14 protein-coding genes are annotated in these 26,398 nt (G+C 58.9%); 4 read left to right on the top strand and 10 right to left on the bottom strand.

Going from position 1 to position 26,398, the window contains the following annotated elements; all coding sequences use genetic code 11:
* The first annotated feature begins 74 nt into the window (after positions 1–74).
* The 3 genes from KQI84_08905 to KQI84_08895 all read left to right on the top strand — a co-directional run bounded on the left by KQI84_08905 (position 75) and on the right by KQI84_08895 (position 2,036).
* On the top strand, positions 75–773 hold the full coding sequence (locus KQI84_08905; protein ID MCB2154993.1) for a hypothetical protein: 699 nt from the start codon (positions 75–77) through the stop codon (positions 771–773).
* 132 nt (positions 774–905) lie between these two features.
* Complete coding sequence (gene rdgC / locus KQI84_08900; GenBank protein MCB2154992.1) at positions 906–1,520, top strand: recombination-associated protein RdgC; 615 nt, start codon at positions 906–908, stop codon at positions 1,518–1,520.
* 6 nt (positions 1,521–1,526) lie between these two features.
* A complete protein-coding gene (locus tag KQI84_08895; protein ID MCB2154991.1) occupies positions 1,527–2,036 on the top strand; it encodes a hypothetical protein in 510 nt (169 codons plus the stop codon).
* Between the two features lie 83 nt (positions 2,037–2,119).
* On the opposite strand, the gene KQI84_08890 is transcribed toward KQI84_08895, so the two are convergent.
* The 5 genes from KQI84_08890 to KQI84_08870 all read right to left on the bottom strand — a co-directional run bounded on the left by KQI84_08890 (position 2,120) and on the right by KQI84_08870 (position 17,101).
* A complete protein-coding gene (locus KQI84_08890; protein ID MCB2154990.1) occupies positions 2,120–3,334 on the bottom strand; it encodes an ROK family transcriptional regulator in 1,215 nt (404 codons plus the stop codon).
* A gap of 195 nt (positions 3,335–3,529) precedes the next feature.
* Entirely contained in the window at positions 3,530–4,753 is a 1,224-nt protein-coding gene (locus KQI84_08885; GenBank protein MCB2154989.1) for a glutamate--cysteine ligase, read from the bottom strand.
* Positions 4,750–6,225 carry a RimK family protein gene (locus tag KQI84_08880; GenBank protein ID MCB2154988.1) on the bottom strand — a complete coding sequence of 492 codons (1,476 nt, stop codon included), beginning with the start codon at positions 6,223–6,225 and terminating at the stop codon, positions 4,750–4,752. The genes KQI84_08885 and KQI84_08880 overlap by 4 nt, the downstream gene beginning before the upstream one ends.
* Positions 6,222–6,950 (bottom strand): C39 family peptidase, encoded by a 729-nt coding sequence (locus tag KQI84_08875; protein ID MCB2154987.1) that lies wholly within the window; start codon positions 6,948–6,950, stop codon positions 6,222–6,224. The genes KQI84_08880 and KQI84_08875 overlap by 4 nt, the downstream gene beginning before the upstream one ends.
* Positions 6,951–7,060: 110 nt before the next feature.
* A complete protein-coding gene (locus tag KQI84_08870; GenBank protein ID MCB2154986.1) occupies positions 7,061–17,101 on the bottom strand; it encodes a choice-of-anchor D domain-containing protein in 10,041 nt (3,346 codons plus the stop codon).
* A 352-nt stretch (positions 17,102–17,453) separates the two neighbouring features.
* Here KQI84_08870 and KQI84_08865 point away from each other — a divergent pair, with 352 nt between their 5' ends.
* Positions 17,454–17,831: a hypothetical protein gene (locus KQI84_08865; protein ID MCB2154985.1), complete on the top strand. Its 378-nt coding sequence runs from the start codon at positions 17,454–17,456 to the stop codon at positions 17,829–17,831.
* Between the two features lie 9 nt (positions 17,832–17,840).
* On the opposite strand, the gene KQI84_08860 is transcribed toward KQI84_08865, so the two are convergent.
* The 5 genes from KQI84_08860 to KQI84_08840 all read right to left on the bottom strand — a co-directional run bounded on the left by KQI84_08860 (position 17,841) and on the right by KQI84_08840 (position 26,363).
* Positions 17,841–19,886: a hypothetical protein gene (locus KQI84_08860; GenBank protein ID MCB2154984.1), complete on the bottom strand. Its 2,046-nt coding sequence runs from the start codon at positions 19,884–19,886 to the stop codon at positions 17,841–17,843.
* A gap of 62 nt (positions 19,887–19,948) precedes the next feature.
* Complete coding sequence (locus tag KQI84_08855; GenBank protein MCB2154983.1) at positions 19,949–22,000, bottom strand: hypothetical protein; 2,052 nt, start codon at positions 21,998–22,000, stop codon at positions 19,949–19,951.
* Between the two features lie 26 nt (positions 22,001–22,026).
* A complete protein-coding gene (locus KQI84_08850; protein ID MCB2154982.1) occupies positions 22,027–22,317 on the bottom strand; it encodes a hypothetical protein in 291 nt (96 codons plus the stop codon).
* 25 nt (positions 22,318–22,342) lie between these two features.
* Positions 22,343–24,334: a hypothetical protein gene (locus KQI84_08845; GenBank protein ID MCB2154981.1), complete on the bottom strand. Its 1,992-nt coding sequence runs from the start codon at positions 24,332–24,334 to the stop codon at positions 22,343–22,345.
* Between the two features lie 43 nt (positions 24,335–24,377).
* The gene (locus KQI84_08840) at positions 24,378–26,363 is read right to left on the bottom strand and encodes a hypothetical protein (protein MCB2154980.1); all 1,986 of its coding nucleotides are present in this window, start codon (positions 26,361–26,363) and stop codon (positions 24,378–24,380) included.
* Positions 26,364–26,398: the final 35 nt, after the last annotated feature.

The following is a 26,398-nucleotide window of genomic DNA, read 5'->3' as shown; positions in this document are numbered from 1 at the left end:
CCACTGCCGGGCCAGCAAAATCTCGCCCAAGCGGCACGGGCGCCGGGTCAGGAAATCTGGGGAGCACGAAGGTCATGCCGCGCGACGATCAGAACAAACGCCGCCGCATCAGTGAGCTCATCCGCGAAGCGGACAAGCTCTTCCGCCATCGTAGTCATCCCCCGGATATCACACCTGCCCTGCCGAAGATGCATGCCGCCATGGTGCTGGCCGAGGAGCTGGACGACAAGACGCCACTCATGATCTGCGAGGCGAGCCTCGCGACCATGAATGCGGTCTGCCGCCGCACCTCCGATGCCGTCAACCATATCGATCGCGCGATTGAAATCGCCATGGACAACGACCTGTCCGTGCCGTTGCGGAATTTCACCTTCACGAAGTTTATCGAGATCGCCGTGATGGTCCGCCGCGAGCAGTCTCGCGCCCTGACATATTCCCGCGCACTGGTCCAATCGACAGCCGACGAGGAGCCCAGCTACCCGCAATTCCTGGCCGCCGTGTTCAACCTGGCGGTGGTGTGCTTCGAACTGGCCCACAAGCCCGACTGGGCCGTGTCGCTGCTCTCCTGGCTGTCCGACGAGGCCCACCCGAGCGAACACCCCGTGGCCGTCCAATCCCGCCGCCTGTACACCAAGGTCGCCCGCTCCTTCCCGGAGTGGGAGCGGCACAGCCGGCTAGCGGAAATCGAAGCCAACCGCGACGAATTCCTCCGCCAGGCCACCGGCGGCTTCCTGCCGGAGTACGCCCCGGAGCCCACGCTGGACGTGGAATAGGCCGTGCCGAACGCGACGGATTCACCGAGTCGATCCAATCCCCACCAATCCCTTGACCAGCCCCCACCCGGCCCGGCATAAGCAGCCCCCCTGGCGGCGGTAGCCGCCGACTCCCAGAACCAGGTTCGACTCATGCCCTTGCGTACCGGATCCATTTCCGCTCGCCGATATGTTCTGCAGAAGGAACTGCCCGAGACGTTCGCTCGAACGGCCACGATGGCGATTCGGCGATATGCCTACAAGCCCATCAATGCCGACCGCGGCGAGAAGGAGTCCTTCGGCTGGGTCAACCCGCGGGCGCCGCTCGAGGAGCGCTTCACCTGGGAGGACCTGGTGGACGGGCATCTTGTCTTTCTGGCCGTGCGGCGCGACCGCAAGTCTTTCAGCAAGGTCCTTTTCCGCGCCCGCCGCGATCAGCGCATGGAGCAGATTCGCGAGGAGCGCAGCCTTTCGCGCATCACCCGCCAGCACCGCCTCGCCATCGAGGAAGAGCTGACGATCCAGATGCTGAAGGAGACCTCCCCCACCGTCGCGTTCACCGAGCTGGTGTGGGACATGAACACGGGCGAAGTCTTCCTGGCCGCGACCGGCAACGCACTGTGCGAGCGCATCACCGACCTTTTCACCAGCACCTTCGACGTGCGCCTTTCGCCGCAATTCCCCGCGCTGATGGGCTTCGACTACATGGCTGCGCAAGGCCTGGAAGAGAACTTCGACCGCGCCAACGCCGCCCTGGCGGAAGGATAACGGACCATGGCTGAACCCGCTGCACTCGAAGTGATGGAGCGCTATGCGCTGCTCGGTCCGGACTTCCTGACCTGGCTGGCCGTGCGCATTATCAATGACAACGTCCCCGCCCCTCCCAGCGAACCGGGCCTGTCGATCGACATCCAGGGACCGCTGGTTCTCGGCTCCTCCATGGGCGAAGCCACGAAGATTACGCTGGCCGGCGATGAAGCCGCCGCCGCCCCCGAAGTCCGCGCCGCCCTGCGCGAAGGCAAACGCCTCTACCGCGCAAAGCTCAGCTTCACCGCCCAGGACGCCACGTGGACGTTTACGCTGGACGCGGAATCGTTCGACCTGAAATCTGTCAAGGTGCCCGTTCCGAAGCTGCCCGACCTGGACGAGTACATGCACCAGCGCATCCAGGCGTTGCAGCACTTGAATGTTCTGCTGCTGGAGCTCTTCGAGATCTACCTGCCCATCCGCCTGCAGCCTGAGCAATGGCGCGAGGAAGTCACCGGCTGGCGCGAACTCGACTGATCGCTTCTGAATTCGCTCAAATCAAACACCCCCTTCGCACGGTCGCGAAGGGGGTGTTGTTATTCCGGCTATGTTGCGCGCAATCAGTCGTCGTAGGAGCTGTAGTGCGTATGCAGAGCAATGGCCACCGCGCCGACGACGCCCGCCTGCAGCCCGAATGTGCCGAGGTCGACGCGGATGTCGTGCTCCATGGGCTCCAGCGCGCGACGCTTCACGGTGTGCAGGATCGCCTTGATCAGACGCTCGCCGTCTTCGGCCATTGAACCGCCGAACACGATCGCTTCCGGCGCCAGCAGATTCACCAGGCCGGCCAGCGCCGTGCCCAGGTAGTGGCCGGACTTATCGATGATGTTACCGGCCAGGCGATCGCCCATCTCCGCGGCATGGAAGACGGCCGACGGCGTGATCTCGCCGGAGTCGTCGACGTGCTCGGGGATGTGGGACTGCACGCCTTCCTTGATGGCCTGCTCGGCCTGCTGCACCAGCGCCCAGTCGCTCGCGAGCGTCTCCAGGCAGCCGTAGTTGCCGCAGTAGCAGATGGGCCCGTTGTCATCGATCGTGATGTGGCCGAACTCGCCGACGGTCGCCTTGGTGCCGCGATAGACCAGCCCATCGATGACCATGCCGACGGCCAGTCCGGGGCCCAGATGCACGTACAGGAAATTCCGCATCTCCCTGAATCGCCCGAAGATGCTCTCCGCCAGCGTCGTCCCGATCACGTGGCTCGCCAAATCGACGGGTACCTTGAATTTCTTCTCGAGGATCTCGACGACGTTGACGTTCTGCCACTCCTCGAAGCGCGGGAAGGAAATCGAAGTGCCGTTCTGCTCGTCCAGCAAACCGGACAGCACCACGCCGATGCGGGCCATCTCCAGCCCTTCGTCTTCTTTCAAGAACTGCTTCTGGTCCTCGATGGCCTCGATAATGGCCTGCAGCGTTCCTTCCTTTCCGAGCGAAGGATTGAACGGCCGGATCACGTGGTTGTGCAGGCGGCCCTTCATGTCCGCCGAAGCCGAGAGGATGCCGCGCGAGCTGAACTCGATCGCGACCACGCCGCCCTGCTTCGGGTTCACATCAAGCAACTGAGCCTTGCGACCGCCGGTCGAGGTGGCAAAGCCCTCCTCGATCAGTTCACCGCTCTTGATGAGTTCCTGCACGACGGCGGAAACCGTTGGCAGATTCAGCCCCATCAGATCCGCGAGCGCGCCGCGAGAGATGGGTCCTTCTTTCCAAAGCTGATAAAGCACCGAAGAACGGCGCGAATCGCTTTTTCGTGTCAGTAGACCAGTTCGATTCATCTCGAAAAACGTCCCCTGCACCCCCGTCATTCCGGCGAGTGCCGCTGTGTGAATAACTTCTGCCTTCTCGTAAGCAAAAGTCGCCTGACACCAAGCCTATTTGGGGGCGCTCGGTCAATAGAATTTTCAAATAATGTTTAAAGTCCGGGTTAGAAACGACTAAAACGCTGCACCTTTTGTCAGAATAGGGGCTGACTAGGCCCCAAAAAGGCGTCCATCGCGCAAACAATCGCATAAATCGCCATAAACGGCAGCAAGGCGCCCGGGAGAGAAATCCCCGCCCACCGCCCACAGAATCCGCCTCGCGAGGGGTCCGCGGGTCAAGATCAGGTCCAGCGCCCGGCGAGATTCACCATCCGGCAGCAGATCCGCCGCCAGGTGATGCCACAGCTCCCCCGCCGTCGCCCGTTCCCCCGCAAAACCAAACAGGGCCAGGTACCACGGATCGTCCAGAACGGCTTCCTCGGCCTTCTCTATTGTACGCGCGAGAATCTCAGCCAACTCCCCGACTTCCCACCCGCGCTGCTCCTCGCCACTGGTCCAGGTCTCGGCAACGAGCGCGCGCAGCACTTCCACAATCAGGGCAACCACCGCCAAGTCCGCCTCGGGGCATTCCTGGATGTCCAGCACACGGATCTCGATCGACCCGCGGCCGAAGCGCGCGATGGCGCCGCGGCTGTTCAGGAATTCGCCCTGCAGAATCTTGTCCGGATCATGCGGAGCGATGTCCCGGAACATCGGTGCGAAAATGCGCTCCTCATAATCCCCACGCGTGAAGACCGGTTCAGGAATGACTGCGCCGGCCACCGAAGGAATCCGCCGCTGGTTGCTTTGATAGACCTTCAGCCGACAATCCAGGCCGGGCCCGGCGGCTCCGTTGTAGACAGGCGAACTCGCCGCCAGCGCAGGAAGGATCGGCAGCAGAACGCGAATCGCGGCATGCAGGCGACCGAATTCCTCGTCCCCGCAGAATGGCAGGTTGATGTGCGTGCTCTGCAAATTCGCCCAACCGTGGCCGCGGCAATCGAAGATGCGATTGTACGCCTCGTAGATTGGACTGTACTCGTGTGGCCACAGCTTCATCTCCGTGAACGGATCCATCCACGGATGCATCGCGCCGGGCATCAGGCGCGCCCCCATCGGCGCCAGCAACTCGTTCGCAGCATCGACATCGCGCTGGAATTTTCCCGCCAACCCGCCCAAGTCGGCAGCCGGCCCGGCGGTTTTCAGCTCGATCACATGCAGCGCCAACTCGTTCGACCAATCCAGGTCGCCGCGTTCCACATCGCTGACGTACTCCCCTGCCTCGGCCATCAGCAGTTCGTCCGCAATCGAGCGAACCGACAGTGTTTCTGAGTCGACGATCATGTACTCCAACTCGACGCCGAATCCTTCGAATAAATGAAGAGGGGATGTCATCGATGGGCCCGCCGTTCTTTCTTTCGTTCGATGCGGTTCAGGAAGACCTCGGCGAATCGCTGGTACAGTTGATCCTTCGAATCCGCATCCTCGTAGCCCGCCACGATGTCCGGGTTGTCGTTGATCTCGATGATGTAGCAATTGCCGTTCGATTCCTTCAGGTCCACACCATACAGCCCATCGCCAATCAGGTTCGCCGCCCGCACTGCCGTCTGCACGACGTTTGGAGGCGCCTGCCAGAGTGGAATCGTCTCCGACTTGCCCCATCGCTCCTTTCCACCGGCGTCGCGCTTCACGATCTGCCAATGCGACCTCGCCATGTGGTAACGGCAGACATACAACGGCTGGCGATCCAATATGCCAATTCGCCAGTCGAAGGCGGTCGGCAGGAATTCCTGAGCGATCACGAGTTCCGAGCGTTCCAGGAAACGCTTTGCCTCAGCCTGCAACTCCTCTTCGGTGTCGACCTTTACGACGCCTTGGGAGAAAGAGCTGTCGGGCTGCTTCAAAATGCACGGAAGACCGATCGTGTCGGCCATCTCGTTGATGTTGTCCCGGTGCAGGATCACCGTTTTCGGAGTCGGGATTTTCGCGCGAGTCAGCAACTCCGCCAGGAAGACCTTGTTCGTGCAACGCAGGATCGAATCGGGGTCGTCAATGACGACGAGGCCCTCAGCTTTCGCCCGCCGCGCGAATCGATACGAGTGATGATTCACGCCGGTCAGATCGCGAATAAAGAGCGCATCGAACTCTGCCAGCCGGCCGTAATCGTCGCGCGTGATAATCTCGACGTCGAAGTCCAGCTTCTCGAATGCGCGCTGGAATCGCGCGATGGCTTTCGTATCCGACGGTGACATTTCCTCCTCACCGCTGAATAGAATCGCCATGCTGTAGCGCCCCGACGGCACGTCGACGCCGCTCGGCAACGGACGCTTCTCGAAGTACTCCCGCGCAAACTCGAGCACCACCTCGTGATGCCCGGCGGGAATCTCACTGGCGCCGATCGGGCCGATGTTCTGCATCACCCAACCGTCCTTGCCATTGACGAAGTGCGCCTGCATCAGCGGCGCCGGGAAGTAGCGGAACAGTTGGCTGCTCAAGCGGTCGTAGCGCTTCGCAACGTTCTTTCCGAAATAGATGCTGAGCGTGAACTTGCTCGATTGAATCGGCGCCAGGCTGCGATTGATTTCCCGCTCCAGGTCCTCAGACACGAATCGGATCAGGGTCATCGACTTGAGGTCTTGAATCGTGTTCACCGCCGGCAGCGTCTTGTGCCCGCGGGCCGCGGCCAGGAGCGAGACGTAGTAACCCAGCGCCTGGTAGCGATACGAACGGCACAGGTTGAAGACCTTGGCTTGTCGGAGTTGAGCAAAAGCAGGATCGGTCAGGTACGCACGGGCGGCGACAACTTGCACGCCAGGGGTATCGATAGGCCAGTCCTTGGGATCGTTCACAACGATCAGGTTACTCATTGAGGGGCGGATTTCCTTTCGCCGGGGGGAGCTTCCAGAACCAGCAAATTGGCATCATCGGTCAGGATGCCAAGCAGAATAGCGCAGATGACGCGCTCGATTTCGATCCGATAGACGTGACGTTGGAAAGGCGGATTCGGTCGCAGCGGATCGGCCACGACGACCTCGTGCGTCGCCGAGTCGTACCCGCACAGCACGACGAAGTGCCCGGAGGGTTCTCCGCGCAGATCGTCCGAGTCTGCCTTCGGCCCAAACTCGCGGGGGATTCGATACAGATAGGTGGCGCTGAGCCCCGTGATGATCGGAATGCCCTTCTTCAGGAACCGGCGGATCAGCGACGTGCGAAGGTCCTCGAAGTGGATCTTGCCGCCGAGCTTCAGGAACTCACGATAACCACGCGTCACGACGCGCAGCTTCCGGCTGTGCTTGAATTCGAGCTGCGCCTTCAGCCGCTCGCGCAAATCCACGTCGTCCTTCGAAAACCAGGTCGGATCGAAAGCCTTCAAATTGTAGGTATAGATTCGCGCCCGGTATCCACGCTTCAGCGCGTGGCACCCGAGGAAGGCGGCCAGAGTGCCGCCACCTTCGAGCTGGGGCACTTCCTCCACCAGGTTGTTCAACGGGATGTCGTCACCGAAGTAGCGATACACGGCATGCAGACAAGTCGCACCGCATGTCGTCTCATTCGGCTGGGCTTGAATTTGAAAAGGGAGTTCTTCTTGCATCGGCTTCCTTCGTCCAAGCGCATCTACGAGAAACGGCCCTGCCGAAGCAAGGCCGTTTCTCGGGTGGGACATTACGATGATCGGTTACACACAGAGTTCCGCCCCTACTCTCACGGAAAGATGGGCGTAACCGTCGGGGTGGCGGTTGGGGTGCTGGGTTGCGTCGACACGGGAGTTGGTGTCGCCGTCCCCATGTTCGACTGCATTCCGGAAGGCGGCCACAGGCCTCGGTAGGCCAGTACCACCGCGTTCAGTTCGCCGAGCGAGATCGTGCCGTCGGTCGGATCGATGTCCGCGCTACTCGGAGCCGGGCCCAGGCCACGGTAGGCAATGATCACGGCGTTCAGTTCGAACAGCGTCACCTCGCCGTTGTGATCCTCGTCGCCGGGCAGTCCGCTCGGAGTATCCTGAACGGTGTAGCCATAGACGTTCGGTCCTGAGAGCTCCGTGCCGAGATCGTCCACAATGCCGCCCGGCACGATGCCGAGCTCAACGCTGAGCCACCCGGGCACGAGCGCATCGATCGTGTAGCTCCACGTCGTCGGACCAAGCTGCACCGGCGGAAGAACGACGGCTGCCGAGGCGGCGTCGCCGCTCACGCCCAGGTCGCCGATGTCCAGATCGAACACGGGCTCGCTGAACTCGAACACGAGCTCGAGCGTCGGCACCTGCACCGTCGTGCTTGTCGGCGGGTCGACGCTCTGCACCGACGGAGGCGTGTTCACGATCATCAGAACAAGCACATCGGATGTCGGCGGATCGGGATCGTTTGTGGCAATCATCAGGTGCCCTTCGTAGATGCCATCGGGCAGGCCCGTTGAATCGGCCACGACATTGATCGTTCCACCATCCGTCGGCGGCAAAGTGCCGCTCGGCGCAGCGATCGACCCCGACTCGATCGACAGCCAGGAATGCCCGGTCGTCAGACGCTGGACGAAGTTCGTCACCGTCTCCTGGGCCGGAGCCGGATGCAGAATCGGGAACTCGTTCGCGTACCAGCCGGTCACTTGTTGTCCGAAGCTGACCGAATGGGGACCCGGGTCCATATCGCCGTAGTAGGCCACCGTATCCAGTCCCCAACCGACGCCGATCATATAGTAGTGCCCGGCTTGCAGCATCACGTTCATCGGACCGCTGGAGTGGTAACCCACGCCCGGCGTCGCGGGACTGGCCCAGACATCCTGGACCATGTTGAACGATCCGTACCGATCCGTGGACTCCAGAACAACGAAGTTCAAACCGCCGGACTGGTAGTCCAGCCAGGACTCGATCTCCGTCAGCAACGTATCGCTGTCAACATAGTAGAGATTGCCGCGATAACGATCCGTACCGGTCCAGGAGGCGAGCGGATTGCCGACGACTTCGGATTGCTCGATCAAGTCGTTTGTCCAGGTCGTGATGTTGTAGGTCAGATCGTCAAATCCCGGAGGCGCGTTGTTGACAATCAGCAACGATTCGAGGCCCGTGTTTCCTGGCTCGACGTTGATATTCATGCTAAGGGGATCCAGGAACATCTCGGGCGGACCGCCCGTGCTGATCGTGGAGAAGGACCACACGGGACCGTAGGTCCATTGCGAACCATCCCAACTGTTGACCTGCCAGAAGTAGGTCTGATCCGTCGCCAGACCGCTCACGTACCAATCCGGCGTCGGCGTGTACAAAGGTGGGAGCGTCGGCGGATCGACCGTATCCAGCCAGACCTCGAAGTCCGTGGCGGCGGGATCGCCTGTCCACGTCAAGGTCAGATCGGTGGGAATGCCGGTCGCTCCGTCGGGCGGCCATGGATTGCTGGCAGGTTGCGGTGGAGCTCCAGTCGTGAAGCTCCAGAGCATGCCGGTTGTGCGGCCACCAGGACCAATCGAGTCGACACGCCAGAAGTACGTTGTATTCGGATCCATCGTCGGCGTTGTGTAGCCGATGTAATTCTGAGTGGAAACCAGAGTCATGGTATCCGAAGTGCCGAAGTAGATATCGAACGTCTGCGTGTCGGTCGGCCAATTCCACCACAGGGTGTACGAGAGATTCACGCCAGTCTCGCCATCCCATGGACTTGGTACCGTGGCCTGGCCTGGAAGTGGAGCCGTGCTGAAGAGCCACTGGTCTCCTGTCGTGTAGCCATACGGATTCTCGGCATCCACGCGCCAGTAGTACGCAGAGCCCGGATTCAACGAAGGCGACGGCGTGTAGATCGTCTCGCTTTGAGACGTGACGTATGTCGGCGAATCCGGGACCTCCGACATGAAGAGGTGGAATGTCGTGTCGCTAGGCCGCTGGATGTCCAGTCGCACATCGTCCAGGTAGTATTGCGCCGGGCCGGTGTAGAACTCGGGAATCACCTGCTGGAAGTGCAAACGATAGCTGCTTCCCGGTGCCGCCGGATCGACCGACAGCAGATCAACTGTGTGAGTTGTCCAGCCTGTGTCGTCCTCGACGAAGTTCGGTAACGAGAACGAGTAGAGGACAGCGATCGGTGCGCCGCCGCCAGCCGGCTCCAGGAAAACATAATATTCGCGCTCGAGAGCTCCCGCCAGATAGCTCCAGGAGATGCGGTCCGACCAGGACAGGTCGACCGCCGTGGCATCTGGCGGTACAGTGAACTCTCGATACAGATCGAGCGTCTGGCTCGCTTCGCCGTCGAATGCATTCGTGGCGTAGTAGTATCCCTCGGGCGCGTTCGGTTCATCGTAGTTCACGCCCCAGGAGTTGTAGGAGGATTCCGGACTCACACTTTGATACCAGTAATCGAACCAACCGCTCTCGAAGCCACCGTTCTCAAACTCCTGAGAGGTCGCCGCGTCGATGGACTGCCACCACATGTCCGTGTCCACCGCCACACTGGCCATGCCGTCGAAGGGATAGGGATCGGTCGGCTTGACCGGAGGACCGACAACAACCGTCGAGAACCTCCACGTGTTGCCTGTGGTCACGCCGCTTGAACTCACAGAATCGATGCGCCAGAAGTACGTTGTATCGAGCGCGAGCGGTCCTGGGTCGAACTCCTCGAAGCTCACACTCTGTCGATAAATCGGCGGGAACGTGTCCCCAAAGTAAACATCGTAGGAGGTCGCTCCGCCGCCATTCTGCCAGGTCAGCAGAAGTTCGCGCGGCTGCGAGGTCGCCCAGTCCGCGGGGCTCGGGTTAATCGCCTGCTGCGGCGGACCGCTCGTCGTGAAGCTCCAGGTCGCACCGGTTGTCGTACCGCCTGGGCCGTTGGAATCAATCCGCCACAGGTAGGTTTCCTGGGGATTCATCGGCGGGTAGTAGTAGCTCCAGGATTGATGATCCGAAACAAGCGGCAAGGGTTCGCTTGTTCCGAAGTACACATCGAACGAATCCGTGTAGGCTCCGTAGGACCAGAACAGTCCGGACGTTGGGCTCACATCGATTTGTCCATCATATGGCGACGGATTGTATGCCGACTCGGGAGTCGGATACGTTGTGAAGTACCATTCGTCTCCCGTTACGTAGCCGAACGGATTCTCCGCATCGACGCGCCAGAGATACGTCGTCCCAGGATTCAGAGAGGGAGAGGGCGTGTAGAGTGTCTCGCTCTGCGAGGTTACGTATGCCGGCGGAGCGGGTGCCTCTGCCATGTACAGGTGGAAGGTGGCACCATCGGCTGCTTCCACCGTGAGCTGAACATCGTCGAGGAAATACATTGCCGGTCCAGTATAGCTTTCCGGCACATATAGCTGGAAACTAAGTCGATAGCTGGTGCCTGCTGCTCCCGGATCAATCGCCATCAGGTCTACTGTGTGCGGCATCCAATCCGTATCGCTGAAGGTTGGGAGACCATTCGCGAGCGTCGTCGAATAAAGCGTCGCTATCGGCGCTCCACCGCCAGCCGGCTCCAGCAACACATCGTACTGTCGCTCGAGTGTTCCACCGAGCATGTCCCACTGAATGCGATCGTCCCAAGAGATCTCTGCAGAAACCGCGTCGGCGGGAACCGTGAAGTCCCGGTACAAGTTGAAGGTGTCGCTTGCATTTCCATCGAAGTCTGAAGTCGCCAGATAATTGCCCTCTATCGGATAGACGGGTACGAAGAAGCCGGCCGAACTCGTGACAGTCCAAGAATTGTAGCTCGATTCACTTGCTGTCGGCGTCCAGTAGTCAAACCACCCGGTCTCGAATCCGCCGTTCTCGAATTCCTGGCTGAAGGCCGCGTCGACGGATTGCCACCACATCGACGTATCGACTGGGACGTAAGACATGCCGACGTATGGATAGGGATCCGTCGGTTTTAATGGCGGGCCATTCGCTGCGGTCGAGAACGACCACGGATCGCCGGTCGTCACACCACCGGCGTTAATCGAATCGATGCGCCAGAAGTACGTCTTCCCAAAGTCCAGAACGCCCGGATCGAACTCCCCGATGATGCTGGATCCTTGATAGATTGGCGGGAACGTCTCGCCGAAGTAGATATCGAACGTGTCTGCTCCCCCGCCATCCTGCCAAGTCAGCAGGAGTTCACGCGACTGCGACGTCGCGCCGTCGGCAGGACTCGGGCTAATCGCCTTGCTTGGCGGTGGAGGCGGCGGTTCCGTATGATACGTCCACGCGTCGCCGGTCCGTACCCCAATGCTGTTCCACGAATCGACGCGCCAATTCACATCCACATCGTAGGGCATCGTGCCGAGATTGTAGGAGGTCTCACTCGTGCTGGTAAAGAAAGACTCCGGACCATTAATGCCCAGGTAAATATCGAAGAAATCGGCTCCACCGCCATCTTCCCAGATCAGCGTGGAGTTAACCGAAACCGTCGTCGCTCCGTCCGCTGGATCCGGATTGATGGCCTTCTGTGGAATATCGCCCGTCTGGAATCCCCAGACGTCGCCCGTTGTTGTTCCTCCCGGGCCAACTGAATCAATGCGCCACTCATAGTCCGTCAGCGGCGCCAACGTGCCTGGGTTATAGAACGATTCGGTCTGATAGCCCATCGGCGCAAGACTGCCGGCCTCGCCGAAGAACACATCGAAGCCGTCTGTGTTTGCACCCGTACCCCAATAGAGCATTGTATTCGTCGAGATGCCGAGCGAGCCGCTTGTCGGGCTGATATTCGTCGCCGGATCGGGTAGAGGCGCTGTCTCAAAGAACCAAGGATCGCCGATCGTGTATCCGACGCTGTCCTCCACATCGATGCGCCAGAAGTACGTTTCCGAAGGCGACATCGTGCCCGGGTCGTAAGTCGTTTCGGACTGCGAACTGACCCACGCAGGCGAGCGGAACGTGTCGAGATGAACGTGGAACGTGACATTGGAATTGAGCATCACGTTCAGCGCAACGTTGTCCAGGTTGAATTGCGCAGGTCCCGTGAAGTCTTCGGGAACGAATTCGTGGAAGTGCAGCCTGTAGCTGCTTCCCGGCGCAGCCGGGTCGATCGCCAACAAATCGTGGGACTGGTTTGTCCAACCGGTATCGTCCGAAGTTCCTGCCGGAAGCTGGAACGTTGTCAGCGTGGCGATCGGCGTTCCGCCGCCGGCTGGCTCGAGGGTCACTTCATACTCGCGCGGAAGCGTCCCCCAATTCTGCCACTGGAAGCGCTCATCCCAACTCACTGAAACGGACGTTACTCCCGCAGGAACTGTGAAGTCGCGATACAAATCATACGTCAACCCCGCCCCACCATCGAAACCATTGAGGGCAAAATAGCTCCCGTCCGTCGGTGAACAAGGATACGAAGTCGTGCCCGAAGTAGAAATCGTCCAAGGCTGGTATTCAGTTTCCGGTCCCTGAGTCGCCGTCCAGTTGTCGAACGAGCCGTACTCGAAGCCGCCATTGTCAAAGGCGTTCATTCCGGGTGCATCGATGGATTGCCAATACAAGTCGGCGTCGATCGGAACGCCGGTCTCCGCCATGTAGGGGCTCGGCGAATAGGCCCTAGCAGGTGTATCGCCGGCCGCGGTGCTGAAGGTCCACAGATCGCCGGTGGTTACTCCACCGCCGTTAATGGAATCGATCCGCCAGTAGTACGGCGTGCTGTAATCCAACGTGCTCGGAAGATCGAAGCGGCCAAGCGATGACGACCCAAGATAGCTCACACTCGGTGTTGTTCCAAAGTAGATATCGAAGGAATCCGCCCCGCCACCATTCACCCAATACAGCGTCAGGTCGACGGACTGCGACGTCGCTCCATCCGCAGGCAGCGGCATGATCGCCTTTGCCGGCGGTGGCGGAGGATCGAAGCCAGCGTACCATTCGCTGAAGTCCGTTACGCCACCAATCGTCAGCGTGTTGTCGACAAGGGCAACGGGGTATTGCGCAAGGAAACTTCCTCCCTCGAACTGATAGACGTACTCGATCGGATCCGGCAGCAAGTCGTCGCTTGCAGGATCGATCTGCCAGTAGATCGTCGCATTCCAACTCGTCCCCAGGGATGGCGTGCCTTCGTTGATAGTCAGATACTCATCAATGAGCGAGTATGAAGAGAAACCGGTCGGAGGAACCAGGGGTGTCGAACGCTGAACAGAGAACTGTCCGCCCGCATTCGCACTCTCCAGCCAGATTACGGCATCCTGGCCCGGGGTCATGGGGAAGATGTAGGACTGATTCGAGGAGCCCGTGGATTGGACGAAGACTCCGCCGAGAGTTGTGTTCGCCAGAATGATGACTTCAGCAATCGTCGGTGTCGGCTCGGTGTGCCCGGAAGCATCCGAGGACGCCGTCGCGAATTGGTACTCGCCGTTTCCATTGGCAAGCGTGTAGTTGAACACGCCCGAATCGGCGAGCTCAAACAACCCGGTATCAACGAACGAAGTCGACCCTGGGACCTTCACATAGAGGCTGACACTCGTGACATCGTCGCCGCCGAGCCCCGTCGCCGTGAACGGTAGACTGATCTGCGTTCCGGCAAACGTGTAGTCGGTGAATGGATCGAGCAACGAAAGCCCCGGACGATATTCTGCGCCGAGCGAAATCGCATACTCGTTCACGCCACTCGGGACGCTACTCGTCGGAGAGGAACCGCTGATCTGAACGCTGGAACTGTCCGGATCCAGAATGAAGGCGCGGACCCTATCGCGGTACATGTAAGTCGCATAGGTGTCGATGCACACTACTCGCCCGTCCGGCATCATTGCCATCGGGATGTTCTCGGGGAGATTGGGTGGTTCGCTGCTCGCGTATGGCTGCTCGTAGATCAAAGTCTCTATAAGCGTATCCGGATCGATCGAATAGAACCCGTAGTCGTGTTGGATGATTGCCTCATTCGATGCAGTCAGTACAAATGAGGTTACTCCGGGCTGCGAAGCATGATCGATATCGGATGTCGAAGGATCGAACCGCCACAGGCCATACCGCGAAAACCAGATGCGCCCCAGCGAGTCCGTGCGAATCACATCGACGCCTGGCTGAGGGTATCCCTCCAAATACAGATCAAACCATGGAATCAGCAGTGTACGCTCAAGCGTATCCGGGTCGATCCGAACAATCCCTTCGGAATCAGCCGTGACGATGGTGCCATCGGCATCGATACAAAGGTCGTTCCCATTGTAGAGGATGGTATCCGTGGTGTATGCAACATCCGTGTTGCCGATGTCTGCGTCGATTTCGAAGATCGAGAACTCGAAACCGTCCAGCCTCGTCGACAGCCCAAAGAAATCGCTCGGGCTATCCGCTTCGACTGGAGTCACGAGTTCGTAGCCTGGCGGAATCGTGAGGCCAGGGAAGAGCGTCTCATCGTGCCAGGCATTCGCTGGGTGGAAATACCCGATTCGCACATCAATGCCGGATGTCGGCTCCGCCTGGAAGTGCGTCAACATCGCGTAATCCGGGAGGAATGAACATGTCCCTTGGAGGTTGACGGATGGACTGGGCTCTGCTGCGAAATCTGTGTAGAACTGCACGCGCGCCGAGAACTCGCCAGCCAATGTCGGAGCGAAGTGAACGCCAATCTCGCGCGACTCGCCCGGATGCAGCGGCGTCGTCAGCGGACCGCGCTCAAAGCGGAACATCTCCGTATCCGGTCCTTCGATGCTGATAAACGGCCACATGAAGTTGATGACTTCGGTTGAGAAGTTTGTGATCGTAATCGTCTGGGCGGGATGCATTCCCGGCTCCACGCTCCCGAAGTCAATCGCCTGCGGAGTTACCCAGGCGCCGTATCCACTGAGGTCGACCTCGATGAGGGGCTCGTACGGATCCGAAGTCTCAAACCGCAGGATCGCCTGGCGATCACCCATCATTGTCGGTGCAAACTGCACCTGGAAGATGCGGATCTCATCCTGCGCCAGCGGCGAGAAATCCGGCGGCGTAGCAAACTGGAAGTCGCCAGGATTGGCTCCCTGGAATGAGACCGCGTCGCCGGTGAACGTCAAAGGCGTGGGAGAGAAGTTCTGGAGACGGAACTGACGACTGTCGGATGCCTCGCCGACCGTCGTATCGGCGAAGACCTGCAAGATGGATGGGAAGACCTTCACGGACGAGTAGAGCCCTGCCAGGGCCGGGCCCGCTGTGCCTGCCGGAATCGTGTAGACTTCCAGTTGGGCCGACTTGGGACCGAAATCCAGTCCGGTCGGCGTAAATGAGACCTTGAAGGGATGGGCCTCGCCAATCGCCAGTGAATCTGTCGACGGGGCGTCCGATACGCTGAAGTAACTCGAATCCGCGCCCGTAATTGCGTAGGCCGGAGTGTCGAATCCGATTGGGGCTGTGCCGCGATTGCGAATCGTGGCAAACTGCTCGGCATGGACCACATCCGGAGTTACCGATCCGAAGTCGATGTCTGTCGGCCAAACGTCCGTAGAGGCATATGACATATACAAGTACGCTCGTCCGCTCAATTCCGGCTGCCCAACCTCGAGCCCGATCATCGGATCGGAGACGAGAACCTCCGAGGCTCCATCGCCGTTAATATCCGGAACGGCCGTCACACCCCATCCAAAGCGCCGTCCGTGATGTCCGCCCCAGGGATTCGGATCCGGTGAAGCCATGATGGGATTCTGTGCCGGAGGATCAAAGGCACTCCATGTGTACGCGTCCGTGCAGGTAGTTCCGCCGTATGGCGGCAAGCTTTGGCAGATTTGTGCCTGTTTTCCGCCGTATACAATCGCCCGCCCGTAGCCCCCGGGAAGGCCAATATTGGTGATAAACTGATAGAAAGTATCCGGACCCGTCGGCGCGCCGACGACAAAGCCGCCAATGCCCTGGCCGCCGAAGCCGGGCAAGACACAGATCGAAGTCCCCAGCCCTGTCAGGGAGTAGGTCTGACCGTACAAGTCCCAAGCATCCTCAACACCATCTCCATTGATGTAGAAGGAGGAGGTCTGCAGTTCGCGGAAACGCGAGATCTCCCAGCCGGTTGCTCCCGAGACGACATGCACATGCCCCGCAGGATATACTCCGGGCGCACCAATCGCAAAGTCCTCGATCCCGTCCCCGTCTACATCGGGGATCGGCGTCGCCGACATTCCATAGAAGGCATCAACCTCATTCGTGATGGTATTCTGCCGCGGGATTTCGAGTCCGGACTGAGAAGAGAGGAAGAAAATCCGCCCGGCATTTTGTACGCCACCCACGGTCGCGCCCGGATCCTGGACGAGAACGTCACTCCAACCATCCCCATCAATATCGTCGATTCCCTTGGCCATCGGCGCGATCATCCCGTTAAAGGAAAGCGGAACGATCCAGATGATCGTCGACCCATCAGCACCGGAAATCAGGTTCAGGTTACTAGTATCCCAATAGAGGAGATCGGAGATTCCATCACCCGTCACGTCGTCGATTCCCGACGCCATGAAACCGCTTACTCCACTGATCGTATAAACATACGTGCTATCCAGACGATAAACTTCCAGGGTCCCACTGGAATCAACGACCACCTCCGGCAGACCATCGCCGTCCACATCGTTCGTCAGACCGCGGTAGCCGCCTGGAAACGCAGTGATGATCGACTGAGTGTCGCCTGAGTAGAGATACGTGGTGGTCGAACTACTAATCAGGAAATCGCCGGCCCCGTCGCCATCCACATCGTCCAGACCGACGGCATTTCCGAAGAAGCCATAGTATTCCGGCGACGGAGGAGGAATCGTGATGGGCGGCAGGAAAGAAAGACCTGGAGTGGAAAGCCCACAAAAGATCGCCACCGACAAGCAGCAGAAGATCGCCGCGGCAAACTGCCCACGGCCACGCATAGCGAGACGCTCGAGTATCATGATCCGCTCCAGACCCCGTAGAGGGTGTGATTGTCAGATACGGACGCTTGGACAGTGATCAAATGAAGAATCCTTCGGTACAGCCGATCCCCCGGCCCCGAATTGCCTCGCGTCCCTCCGCCTCCTGGCAAGCGCACCATGTCCCGCAGTCGCGATGCGCCAAGAACTCCTTCTCTGGTCTGACAATGCAGGGCAATAGCGCCCTCAGACTGGTATCGTCAACGCGTTTCGGTCTCAAATATACTATAATTGACACACTTTCCGGCTGGACGGCCAAACCGCATGACAATAGGCTCACCAGTGAATGGTGAAGTATCTGCCCGATGCCCCAAAAGATTGTTGGAGAGCCCCTATGAAACGTATGCACTTCATATTCATTCTGGCAGCCGCGGTCCTGCTGACCGGCTGCACGTCGATACGCACGGGCCCGGGGCTCTTCCAGAAGCACTTCCGCTACGAGGGCAAGCTTGGCGGGTACCTCAGCTACACCGACTTGCGCGGTTACGACGGGGATGTTCTGCAGATCGACATCATGAACAACGAGCAACAACCGGGCGAGATTTTGAATCTGGATCTCTGGCCGCTCGGCGGGATCGGCATTGGGCCGCTTGGCCTGCGCGGGCACTTCACCTGGATCGGCGGCGGAATGGGTACACTCTTCTACATCCCCGACTCCGTCGGCAAGGGCACGATCAATAGCGATAAAGACTTCGACTTCAAGATCAAGTAGGCTCGTCCGCTACTCGATATCCAATAGCAACTCCGTATCGGAAACGGCGCGCCCCACCTTCACCCAACCTCGATCCGGCGTCAGGTTACCTGTCGCCCATTCCAGGTAGTAGTCCGCGCCTGGCGCGAGCCCCGTGTAGGCATTCGCAATGCCATCGAGCAGCGTGGGGACGGGGTTGGTGGAAGTTTGAGTCGCCACTCCGATCGGTTTCGCATAGCGACACAGAGCAACGCTGGCCGACCCAGTACTGTAGGCGACCAGAATGTTCGGACCTCCGAACGACGTGATGCTGGAGTAATAGCCACTGCCGGCTGCGATTGTTGTTTCAGGACCTTCGAAAATGTCTCCTTCAAACGCATCGAATGCAGTCGTAATAAGGTCTGTGTCCTGGGAAACGGCGGCGAATACGCCAGACTCCACGCGAACCAGATCGGCGGCCGTACCGAAGGTCTGTCGCGTGAGCGAGACCAAGGGGTCGCCGCTGACTTGGAAACAATGGAGATAAGAGTAGGAAACACCGCTTCTTTCGTAGGCGAGAGCCACGAGATTTTGCCCAACCGGAGCCATCCGAATCCGTGTGGGCACAGAGTTAAGGTTCTTCTTCGCACCAAGGACGATCTGAATGTTGTTTCCGATCTCCATAGAGGCGTGAATAACTGTCAGCTTGCCGGAGTTGTTGCCGTTATCATAAGCGACAAGGACATCATTCTCGCTGATCGAAGCGAGTGCGACCACGTTGCTGGATCCTGTGCTCACCACCTGTGATGAGTATTCCAAAACTCCCAGGGTGGCATTTGATAAGAAGAGGAGCTCGAGTGTTGGCCTGTTTGAATCATGAGGATTGATAAAGGCGATCGTTACCGTATTGTCACCGCTTCCCTCCAGGTCGAACTCCGTAACGATCCCGTTGCTGACTGTCAGAGGAGCCCCAACTGCAATAGAGAGATCCGGATGAACCGAGCCTCCCAGGGCAATCAGGTCCAAGCCGGAGACCACGGTTGTGTAGGAAACGACGAAGTAGCGCGAGAGCGATGACAAGTGAGGATAGAGCGCAGTGACCTGAACCAACTGCACCGCATCATCAGAGAAGACGACGGGATCCCCCAGCGTGATCGTCTCGCCGTCAATCGTCATGACGCGCAACTTCCCCCTGTTGCCGTCTGCTTCGTCTCGATAAGCGATCAGCGCATGCGTGTCGTCCAGTGCAGTGATTTCGAACTCCGTCGAGGTGCCAAACACCGAACTTGTAATGGCAGGGAACTCAAAGCTGGCTTCGTGAATGCTGCCGTCGTAATAGGAGACCGCTGTGCCGGCGCTGATGGAGCCTGCGGATGGATTGGGGAGTTCCCTCTCGGGTGCAGAAGGCAGCCACGCCGCATTCAACTTCCCCGAGGCGTCGGCGACGGGGATTGTACCCGCCGCCGGGGTTGTCGAGATGGGTTCGAGGTCCGTCAAGTCTGCCTTCGTGTGAAGGTGATCTCCGGCGGCAACCTGACCGGAGGACGCGCCGATCCTGCCCTCATCCTGCAGATCCAGATAGGCTGAGAAGCGACCCGAATTCAACGTACCCGCGTTGATGAGGGATGCGTTGCGTAGATCCGAGGCCGTGTAACCGCTGAGCGCCATGGAGTTGCGCGCGAGATAGCTCGTGTGCGTCGGAAGGAATGCCTGCCGTGGACTCAGGGTGGTGTACGTCGCGGGATCCCGATCTCCGTTGTCGACTGAGCCCGGACGAACCGCGAACTCCACATGGAAATCGCCCATCTCGAAGAGCTTACCGCTGAAATCGAGCTCAACAGAAAACACGCCATCGGATACCACCGTGTCGTCCGCGTAGAAGGTGTCGGCCGCGGGACTCCCATCGTTTGGAGTCAAGTACGGTGTCATCGCCAGATCGTAGGTCCCATTCGCCGGCGAACCGGCATCCTCCAGATATCCTTGATACACAAAGGGCGCACTCTCCGGGGCAGCGCTGACAGCGCTTATCAGTAGGACAACCAGAATCGCGGATGCCAGTGGACAGGCACGCGATACGAATCGAGAACGAATCTTCATTTGGATCTTCCTTCCTCCGGGGGATTGCCCCATGGGCTCATTGAGTGCCTTGTGTGCCAGCTCTACTCGATATCCAACAACAACTCCGTCTCCGAGAGCGCCCGACCGATGCGCGCCCAACCCGGCGTAATGGTCAGCGTGCCGAGCCGTGGCTCTGCGTAGTAGATCGCCCCGGGAGTCAAGCCGCTCAAGCCACTGACAATTCCCGACACGGCGACATCCACGGGCTGACCAACAGCTCCATCGGTGACGGCGATACCAATCGGCGGAACATAGCGCCCACGACTGACCTTCACGGATGTGCCGCTGTTGGCGATGATCACGTGCGTTGCATCCACAACACAGATATCGAGCCCCCCGGGCGTCACGCTTGTGTAGTAAAGCGTCGACCCTTCGAGGATGTGATTCTCGTACATCCCCGTGGGGCCGACTCGAATCTGGGTTGAGTCCTTTCTGACGGACACCACCTTGTTCGGACTCAGGTAGGCAACGGCGGAATCGGTACTGTTGTACCCCCACCGATCGCCCGGCCATGCACCGGCCTGGTTGACACAGAAGCCTGCCAAGTAGTCCGCATCTTCACCGGTCGGCCGCATTTCCAGGAACATCTTGTCGCCATCGATCGGGACGGGTTTCAGGCTATCGGCCACGAACCCCAAGTGCATCTTCAACCCGGTCGACATCGTTTCGTCGTACGTCAAATCCCAACGGATCGGAAGCAGCACTGCCTTGTTCGACGAACCGGCATCCATAAAGGACGCTGCAACCGACTGGTACGAGAATCCACCCAGGCCAATCTTCGACGTGGCAGCGCTATTGAATGTATTCACATCGTACAGCGAGATGGTCTCCATGTTGTAATTGAAGCCACACCTCAGAATCTTGCCGTAGTCTGAATCGTTCGGGTCGGCGTATGCGAGAACGAAGCGCGCCGTAATCATCGGCGCAAGATCGTATTCCGTGATCGGCCCTGCATGGGCTTGCACTGAACTGCCGAAACTGAGCGTGCTGCTGCCGACAAGCTGGCCACCCCGAACGTACAGCGCCTGATTCCCCGTTGTCGTATAAGCAACGATGAAGTGTGGGTAGTAACCCTTCGCATAAGTCGGAAGCATCGACATCACGCGGATCTGATCGATGTCCGACGAACTGAACGTGAGGGACGTCCCAATCGACATGACGCCGTTCTCGATCGAAATCAAACGGGCCTTCCCCTTGTTCCCATCGGCCTCGTCACGATAGGCGATGACCGCCTTTCCCCTCCCCAAGGCCCCGAGGCCAAACCTCGTCGTCGTGACAAGCAGTTCCTGCGTTTCGACGAAAGGCACCCAAAACTCCGCCGGGTGAATCTCGCCCTCGACCAGTAGAACCGGATCGCCGGCGTCGATGCTGTACACGTCGTCGCACGTGAATGTTCGCACGACGGCATCGCCGTTCTGAAACGGAAGCCAGCCGGGATCGATTATTCCCGCGCCATCCGCTAATGGGATCGTATCTGCCGCCGGCGTTGCGGAAATTGGCTCCAGGTCGGTGACGTCGGCCTTTGTATGATCGTGGTTCCCCACGGCAACTTGATTCGCGCCGCTGCCAACGCGACCCTCAACAACCAAGTCATCAATCGCCGAGTAATACGCCGGATCCAATGTCCCGGCGTTGATGTTGGATGCATCGAGCAACTGTGCCGCCGAGTACCCCTCGAGCGAACTCGACCAGCGGGATATGTAACTCGTCGGCGTTGGGAAAAAGCGCTGGCGCGGGGAGAGAATCGTGTACGTTCCGACATCGTGATTTGTGTTCGGATAGATTCCCGGACGCACCATGATCTCGACCCACGGATTGTACTCCGTCCACATCTGCGACTTGAAATCCATCGTGATGCAGAAGATGCCATCCGCTACGGCGGTGTCATCCGCATAGAACACCGGCCCGACGCTCGCACCGTCGATTTCTGCATCGTATGGCGCGAATGCCAAATCGAACGAACCCGTTGCAGGAGCTCCGTTGTCTTCCAGGTAGCCTTGGTAGGTGAACGGCGCAGGTGGATCAATCGCCCAACCGGGAAACGTGACCCAGAGGACCACAGAAAGCAGTACGCAACGACGGGAAACCCTCATCGTTATTCTCCTCCATGGAGAAGTCGTCAGCGCACGGTCCAACCATCGTATGCGCTGGGCGTGGGTGTAGGAGTTGGTACGACGGGAATCCAGAATCCGCCACGCACTTCGGTGGATGTACCGGTCAATGCTCCGCCTGCGCCGGCCTGGCCGGCCAGTCCGCTCACGCTGTAATGGCCTCCCGTAGAGTTCACTCCCCCGCCGCCTCCCTGTCCGGAGCGCAGCAGATCGTACCGACCGCCGCTTTGCGCCACGGCAATTGCCAACCCAAGAACCACCAGTGCCACCAACGCACTAATGATTCTTCCTTTGCTCAAGGTCGTGTTTCTCATCATGTTATCCTCACTCAATATCGAGCAGTAGTTCGGAATCCGAAAGCGCGCGACCGATGCGCGCCCAACCTGGTTCCATCGTCAAGTTCCCAGTCACATCGACATAGTAGTTTGCACCTGGAGAGAGACTCGAAAAGATATCGACTATCCCCTTCACGACTACGTCGACCGAGGAGCCCGAGGAGCCCGACGTCACAGCGATCCCCATCGGGGCGACCAGATTACCATACGAAATATACGCATCTCCCGTGCTATGCACCAGAACGACATTGGATTCGCCCATCGAGGCCATCCTCAGCGTGTTCCCCGTCGTTTGCAGCCACGACGGAGCGGTATCGCCCTGCATCGCATGATTATTGATCAGGTAGAAGGGATAGAGCCTCACTGAACTGACGCCCTCCGATGCTGTCACAAAGCGCCCCCGACCGAATGAGGCCATCGCATGAGCATTGCCCCCAACATTATCTCCGGTTCCTACGATGAACCCATCGGAGGTGATCGTCAGCGATTCAACAACTGCGCTTGAGACACTGGGATACCACCAGATGCCGAACACATTCGTGTCGATTTGGGCAAGCAGACACCAATCCGCCGCATCGCCAAGGTCGTATTTCGTACCGAGTGTAATCTGATCAAAATCGGATCCGGTGATTGCCACCTTGCGAAGCACGAAGTTGCCCCCGGAGTCTGCATCATTGAAACCGATCGCAATCTGCTGCGCGGAGATCACACCCATCTCAATCACCGATGTTGCCGCCGAGTTGAAAGTCAGGTTTGTCGAAATGTCGTGAGCATAGCTCGGCGTTGCAAGATAGGCCATCGCGACCTTTCCATAGTTCGATGAACCTGGATCCGCCCAGGCAATGGCGAAGTCCCTTGCTCCTGCACACTCCACATCGAAGTCCGTCACGGGGCCGGCATCCACCGTCGTGGGGGTCCCCAGCGTGATCGTTCCGGTACTTGAAACCTTTCCTCCACAAAGTTGCAGATCCCCGGAACTGCTTTCGTTTGTGAAAGCGATCGTGAACATCGGAGAGCCAATATTCAGGTCCTTCGGCGCAATGGTCAGACGAATCGATCCAACGGCGTCAGTGGAAAACACGACCGGATCCCCTACGGCCAGATTGCCCCCTGACAATGTGACAACGCACAACTTACCTTGGTTGGAATCGCCCTCATCTCGATAGGCCAGCAGCGCCTGATTTCCGCTGAATCCCACAATGTCGAACTCCGACGACGTGGCAAAGGCAGTACTCATCGTCTCTGCGCGAGGCGTCCAGTATCGCCCGCGATAGAGCGCCCCTCCAACTAACGAAACCGGCATTCCTGCCTGGATCCCAAAGGAGTCAGTATTCGATGGGTAGGAACGCACGATCGTCGACTCGCCGGTTCCACTCGGCAACCAACCTGCATCGAGTTTTCCGGAAGAGTCCGCCTGCGGAATCTTATTCGCCGTCGGTGAGGTCATCACAGCGCCTTCCGCCTGAAGATCGCTAAACGCCGAGTAGCGCGAAGTGTTCAATGTCCCCGCATTGATGTTGTTTGCATTTAACAACTCGGCGGCCGTGTACCCTTCAACCGACTGCGCATCCCTCGCGAGGTGCGCCGTATGCGTTGGCAGGAACGGCTGTCGCGGAGAAAGGACCGTATACGTCGCCGGATCGTGGCTGGTATTTGACACTGAGCCTGGACGGACCATAATCTCAATCCAGGGATTGTAGGATTCCCAGACCGCAGTGCCAAAGTCCAGCGTCACATTGAACACACCATCTGTGACGACGGTATCGTCCGCATAGAACTCCGAAGCGACCGGTTTGGTGCTGATGGATGTTTCGTACGGGATGAATGCCAGATCGTACGTCCCATTCGCCGGGACCCGGGCATCCTCGAGATATCCCTGGTACGTGAACGGCGCCGGCGGATCGGCCGCAGGCAATTGCAGGACCGCCAGCAGAACAAAGCAGGTCAGACACGCTAAGGTCTTGATGTTTCTCGAAAACATACCGCCTTCTCCTTTTTGCTATCGACCGCCAACTCATTGCCCGTCATTCAATATCGATCATCAACTCCGTTTCCGAAATCGCTCGCCCCATCTTCGCCCAACCGACATCGCGTGTGAGATTGCCGGACGAATTGATATAGTAAGTCGCGCCTGGAACCAGATCGCTCAGTCCATCGGCAACGCCGGCGACAATCACTTCCACCGGGGCGCCATAAGTCGAAGATGTCTTCACGATCCCCAGCGGAGGAGCATATTGCCCAAGGGCGAACTTGACTGGCCCGGAACTGTAAGCGAGAAGCACATGCGACCCGCCAAGCACCGCGATCGAGAGCGCGTCATTCCCGGTACTCATCACATAGCTTGCCGTCTCCGCGGTCGTTATGATGTTGGCTCCGTCCGTCGCGTAGCAGCCGACGTAGACACTGCTCGACCCCTGGCATGCTCGCACAAAGCGACTGTGATCGATCGGAGCATAGGTAGCGATGCCGCTTCGGCCAGTCTCGTTGCCAAGGGACATACTGTTTCCGGTGACTCTCACGGGGTACATGGTGTCCGAATCGTAGCCCTCTCGTGAATCGCACAGAATCATCATCTGGGAGTCGAGGGGCACGAATTCGATGTCGCTCATGGCGAGGGAACTCATGGTCACTGGTGTACCAGCATTCATCGTCGAAGAACCCCAATTGTGCCCAATCGTCAACATCGCCGGGTCGCCGGTGGCGGCATCGTTGTAGGCCAGGAGCCCGGAGTACTCTGAATACATCTGGATCGCGATCGTATCGGTTGCCGCGCTGTTGAACGTTCCAGAGGCATACTGAGATACGTTCCCGCTCGCCTGGAAGTAAGTGTAGCTCTTCACCTTTCCGTGGTCGGAGTCCAACGGATCGGCATACGCAAGAACGGGCTGCGACCTGGACATGTTCGCCAATTCAAACTCTGTCGTCGCCGCGGCAACAACTGTGATCGGTGTTCCAAGCACATACGTCTCGTCGTTGTTAAATCGAATCGATCGCATCAGCAGATGGTTTCCGATCGAAGAGTCCGTATAGGCGACAATCGCGGTGCGAAAGCTCGAGCTGTTCGCAGGCGACAGAACAACCGCCTGCATGTCGGTGATCGCATTACTCGAGAACACCTCGGGCGTTGTGAATGAAAGTGCAGTTCCGGAGACCGACACGACACAGGCCTTGCCCTTATTTCCATCCGACTCGTCACGATAGGCGAAGAACGCGCGCGACTCGTCGACGGCAATCAACTCGAAAACCGAGGACTGTCCGAAATCTGTCAGCCCAACGAGCGGCGCGACGAACTTCGGCAACTGCGCCGACCCAGCGCCATAAGCTACCGGCGATCCGGCTGTGTATCCTAATGCACCGGGATTCGGGACGGTCACGACAACCTGATTCCCAGACGCAGTCGATGGCAGCCATCCCGCATCGAGCTTTCCGGTTCCATCGGCCACCGGAATCGTATCCGCGGCTGGAGCTGCACTTACCTTCGATTCTGCCGTCAGATCGGAGTAGGCCGAATACCGCGAAGTGTTCAACGTCCCCGAATTGATCAACGAGGCATTCCGAAGGTCGCTGGAATCGTATCCACTGAGCGTCTGCGCATCGCGCGCGCTGTATGCTGTGTGCGTTGGAAGAAAGTGTTGGCGCGGAGACAGCATCGTGTATGGTGCGCGGTCGGCATCCTTTGTGGTTTCCAGGACGCCGATCTCGATCCATGGATCGAAGCGATCCCAGATTGTGGTCCCGAAATCCAATTCTACGTTGAAGACTCCATCAGTCACCCGAACGCCACCAACCACACATTCCGGCGCAAGAGGGGTCGTAGAGGACGACGTCTCGTACGCCACAAAGATGAAGTCGAAGGCGCCGTTGGCTGGGGCCCCGTCGACCTCAAGATAGCCTTGGTACATGAATGGAGCGGGTGGATCTGCTGCCTGGATGAGACTGCCGAGGGACATGCAAAGCACAACCAGGACACAGGCAAGCCCGTGTCCGCGGAGCGAACGCAAAAGGTTCATGGGAGTTTCCTCTCCTCACAATAAAGCAACAACGG

It is taken from the genome of bacterium (assembly GCA_020444065.1).
Lineage (GTDB): Bacteria > Sumerlaeota > Sumerlaeia > SLMS01 > JAHLLQ01 > JAHLLQ01.
The sequence above is the reverse complement of the archived record's forward strand: the minus strand, read 5'-3'. Positions and strand labels throughout refer to the sequence as shown.

Bases quoted from the DNA above. Each gene is read 5' to 3' on its own strand.
- KQI84_08905 (MCB2154993.1), top strand. From the start codon at position 75: ATGCCGCGCGACGATCAGAACAAACGCCGCCGCATCAGTGAGCTCATC.
- rdgC (MCB2154992.1), top strand. From the start codon at position 906: ATGCCCTTGCGTACCGGATCCATTTCCGCTCGCCGATATGTTCTGCAG.
- KQI84_08895 (MCB2154991.1), top strand. From the start codon at position 1,527: ATGGCTGAACCCGCTGCACTCGAAGTGATGGAGCGCTATGCGCTGCTC.
- KQI84_08890 (MCB2154990.1), bottom strand. From the start codon at position 3,334: ATGAATCGAACTGGTCTACTGACACGAAAAAGCGATTCGCGCCGTTCT.
- KQI84_08885 (MCB2154989.1), bottom strand. From the start codon at position 4,753: ATGACATCCCCTCTTCATTTATTCGAAGGATTCGGCGTCGAGTTGGAG.
- KQI84_08880 (MCB2154988.1), bottom strand. From the start codon at position 6,225: ATGAGTAACCTGATCGTTGTGAACGATCCCAAGGACTGGCCTATCGAT.
- KQI84_08875 (MCB2154987.1), bottom strand. From the start codon at position 6,950: ATGCAAGAAGAACTCCCTTTTCAAATTCAAGCCCAGCCGAATGAGACG.
- KQI84_08870 (MCB2154986.1), bottom strand. From the start codon at position 17,101: ATGATACTCGAGCGTCTCGCTATGCGTGGCCGTGGGCAGTTTGCCGCG.
- KQI84_08865 (MCB2154985.1), top strand. From the start codon at position 17,454: ATGAAACGTATGCACTTCATATTCATTCTGGCAGCCGCGGTCCTGCTG.
- KQI84_08860 (MCB2154984.1), bottom strand. From the start codon at position 19,886: ATGAAGATTCGTTCTCGATTCGTATCGCGTGCCTGTCCACTGGCATCC.
- KQI84_08855 (MCB2154983.1), bottom strand. From the start codon at position 22,000: ATGAGGGTTTCCCGTCGTTGCGTACTGCTTTCTGTGGTCCTCTGGGTC.
- KQI84_08845 (MCB2154981.1), bottom strand. From the start codon at position 24,334: ATGTTTTCGAGAAACATCAAGACCTTAGCGTGTCTGACCTGCTTTGTT.
- KQI84_08840 (MCB2154980.1), bottom strand. From the start codon at position 26,363: ATGAACCTTTTGCGTTCGCTCCGCGGACACGGGCTTGCCTGTGTCCTG.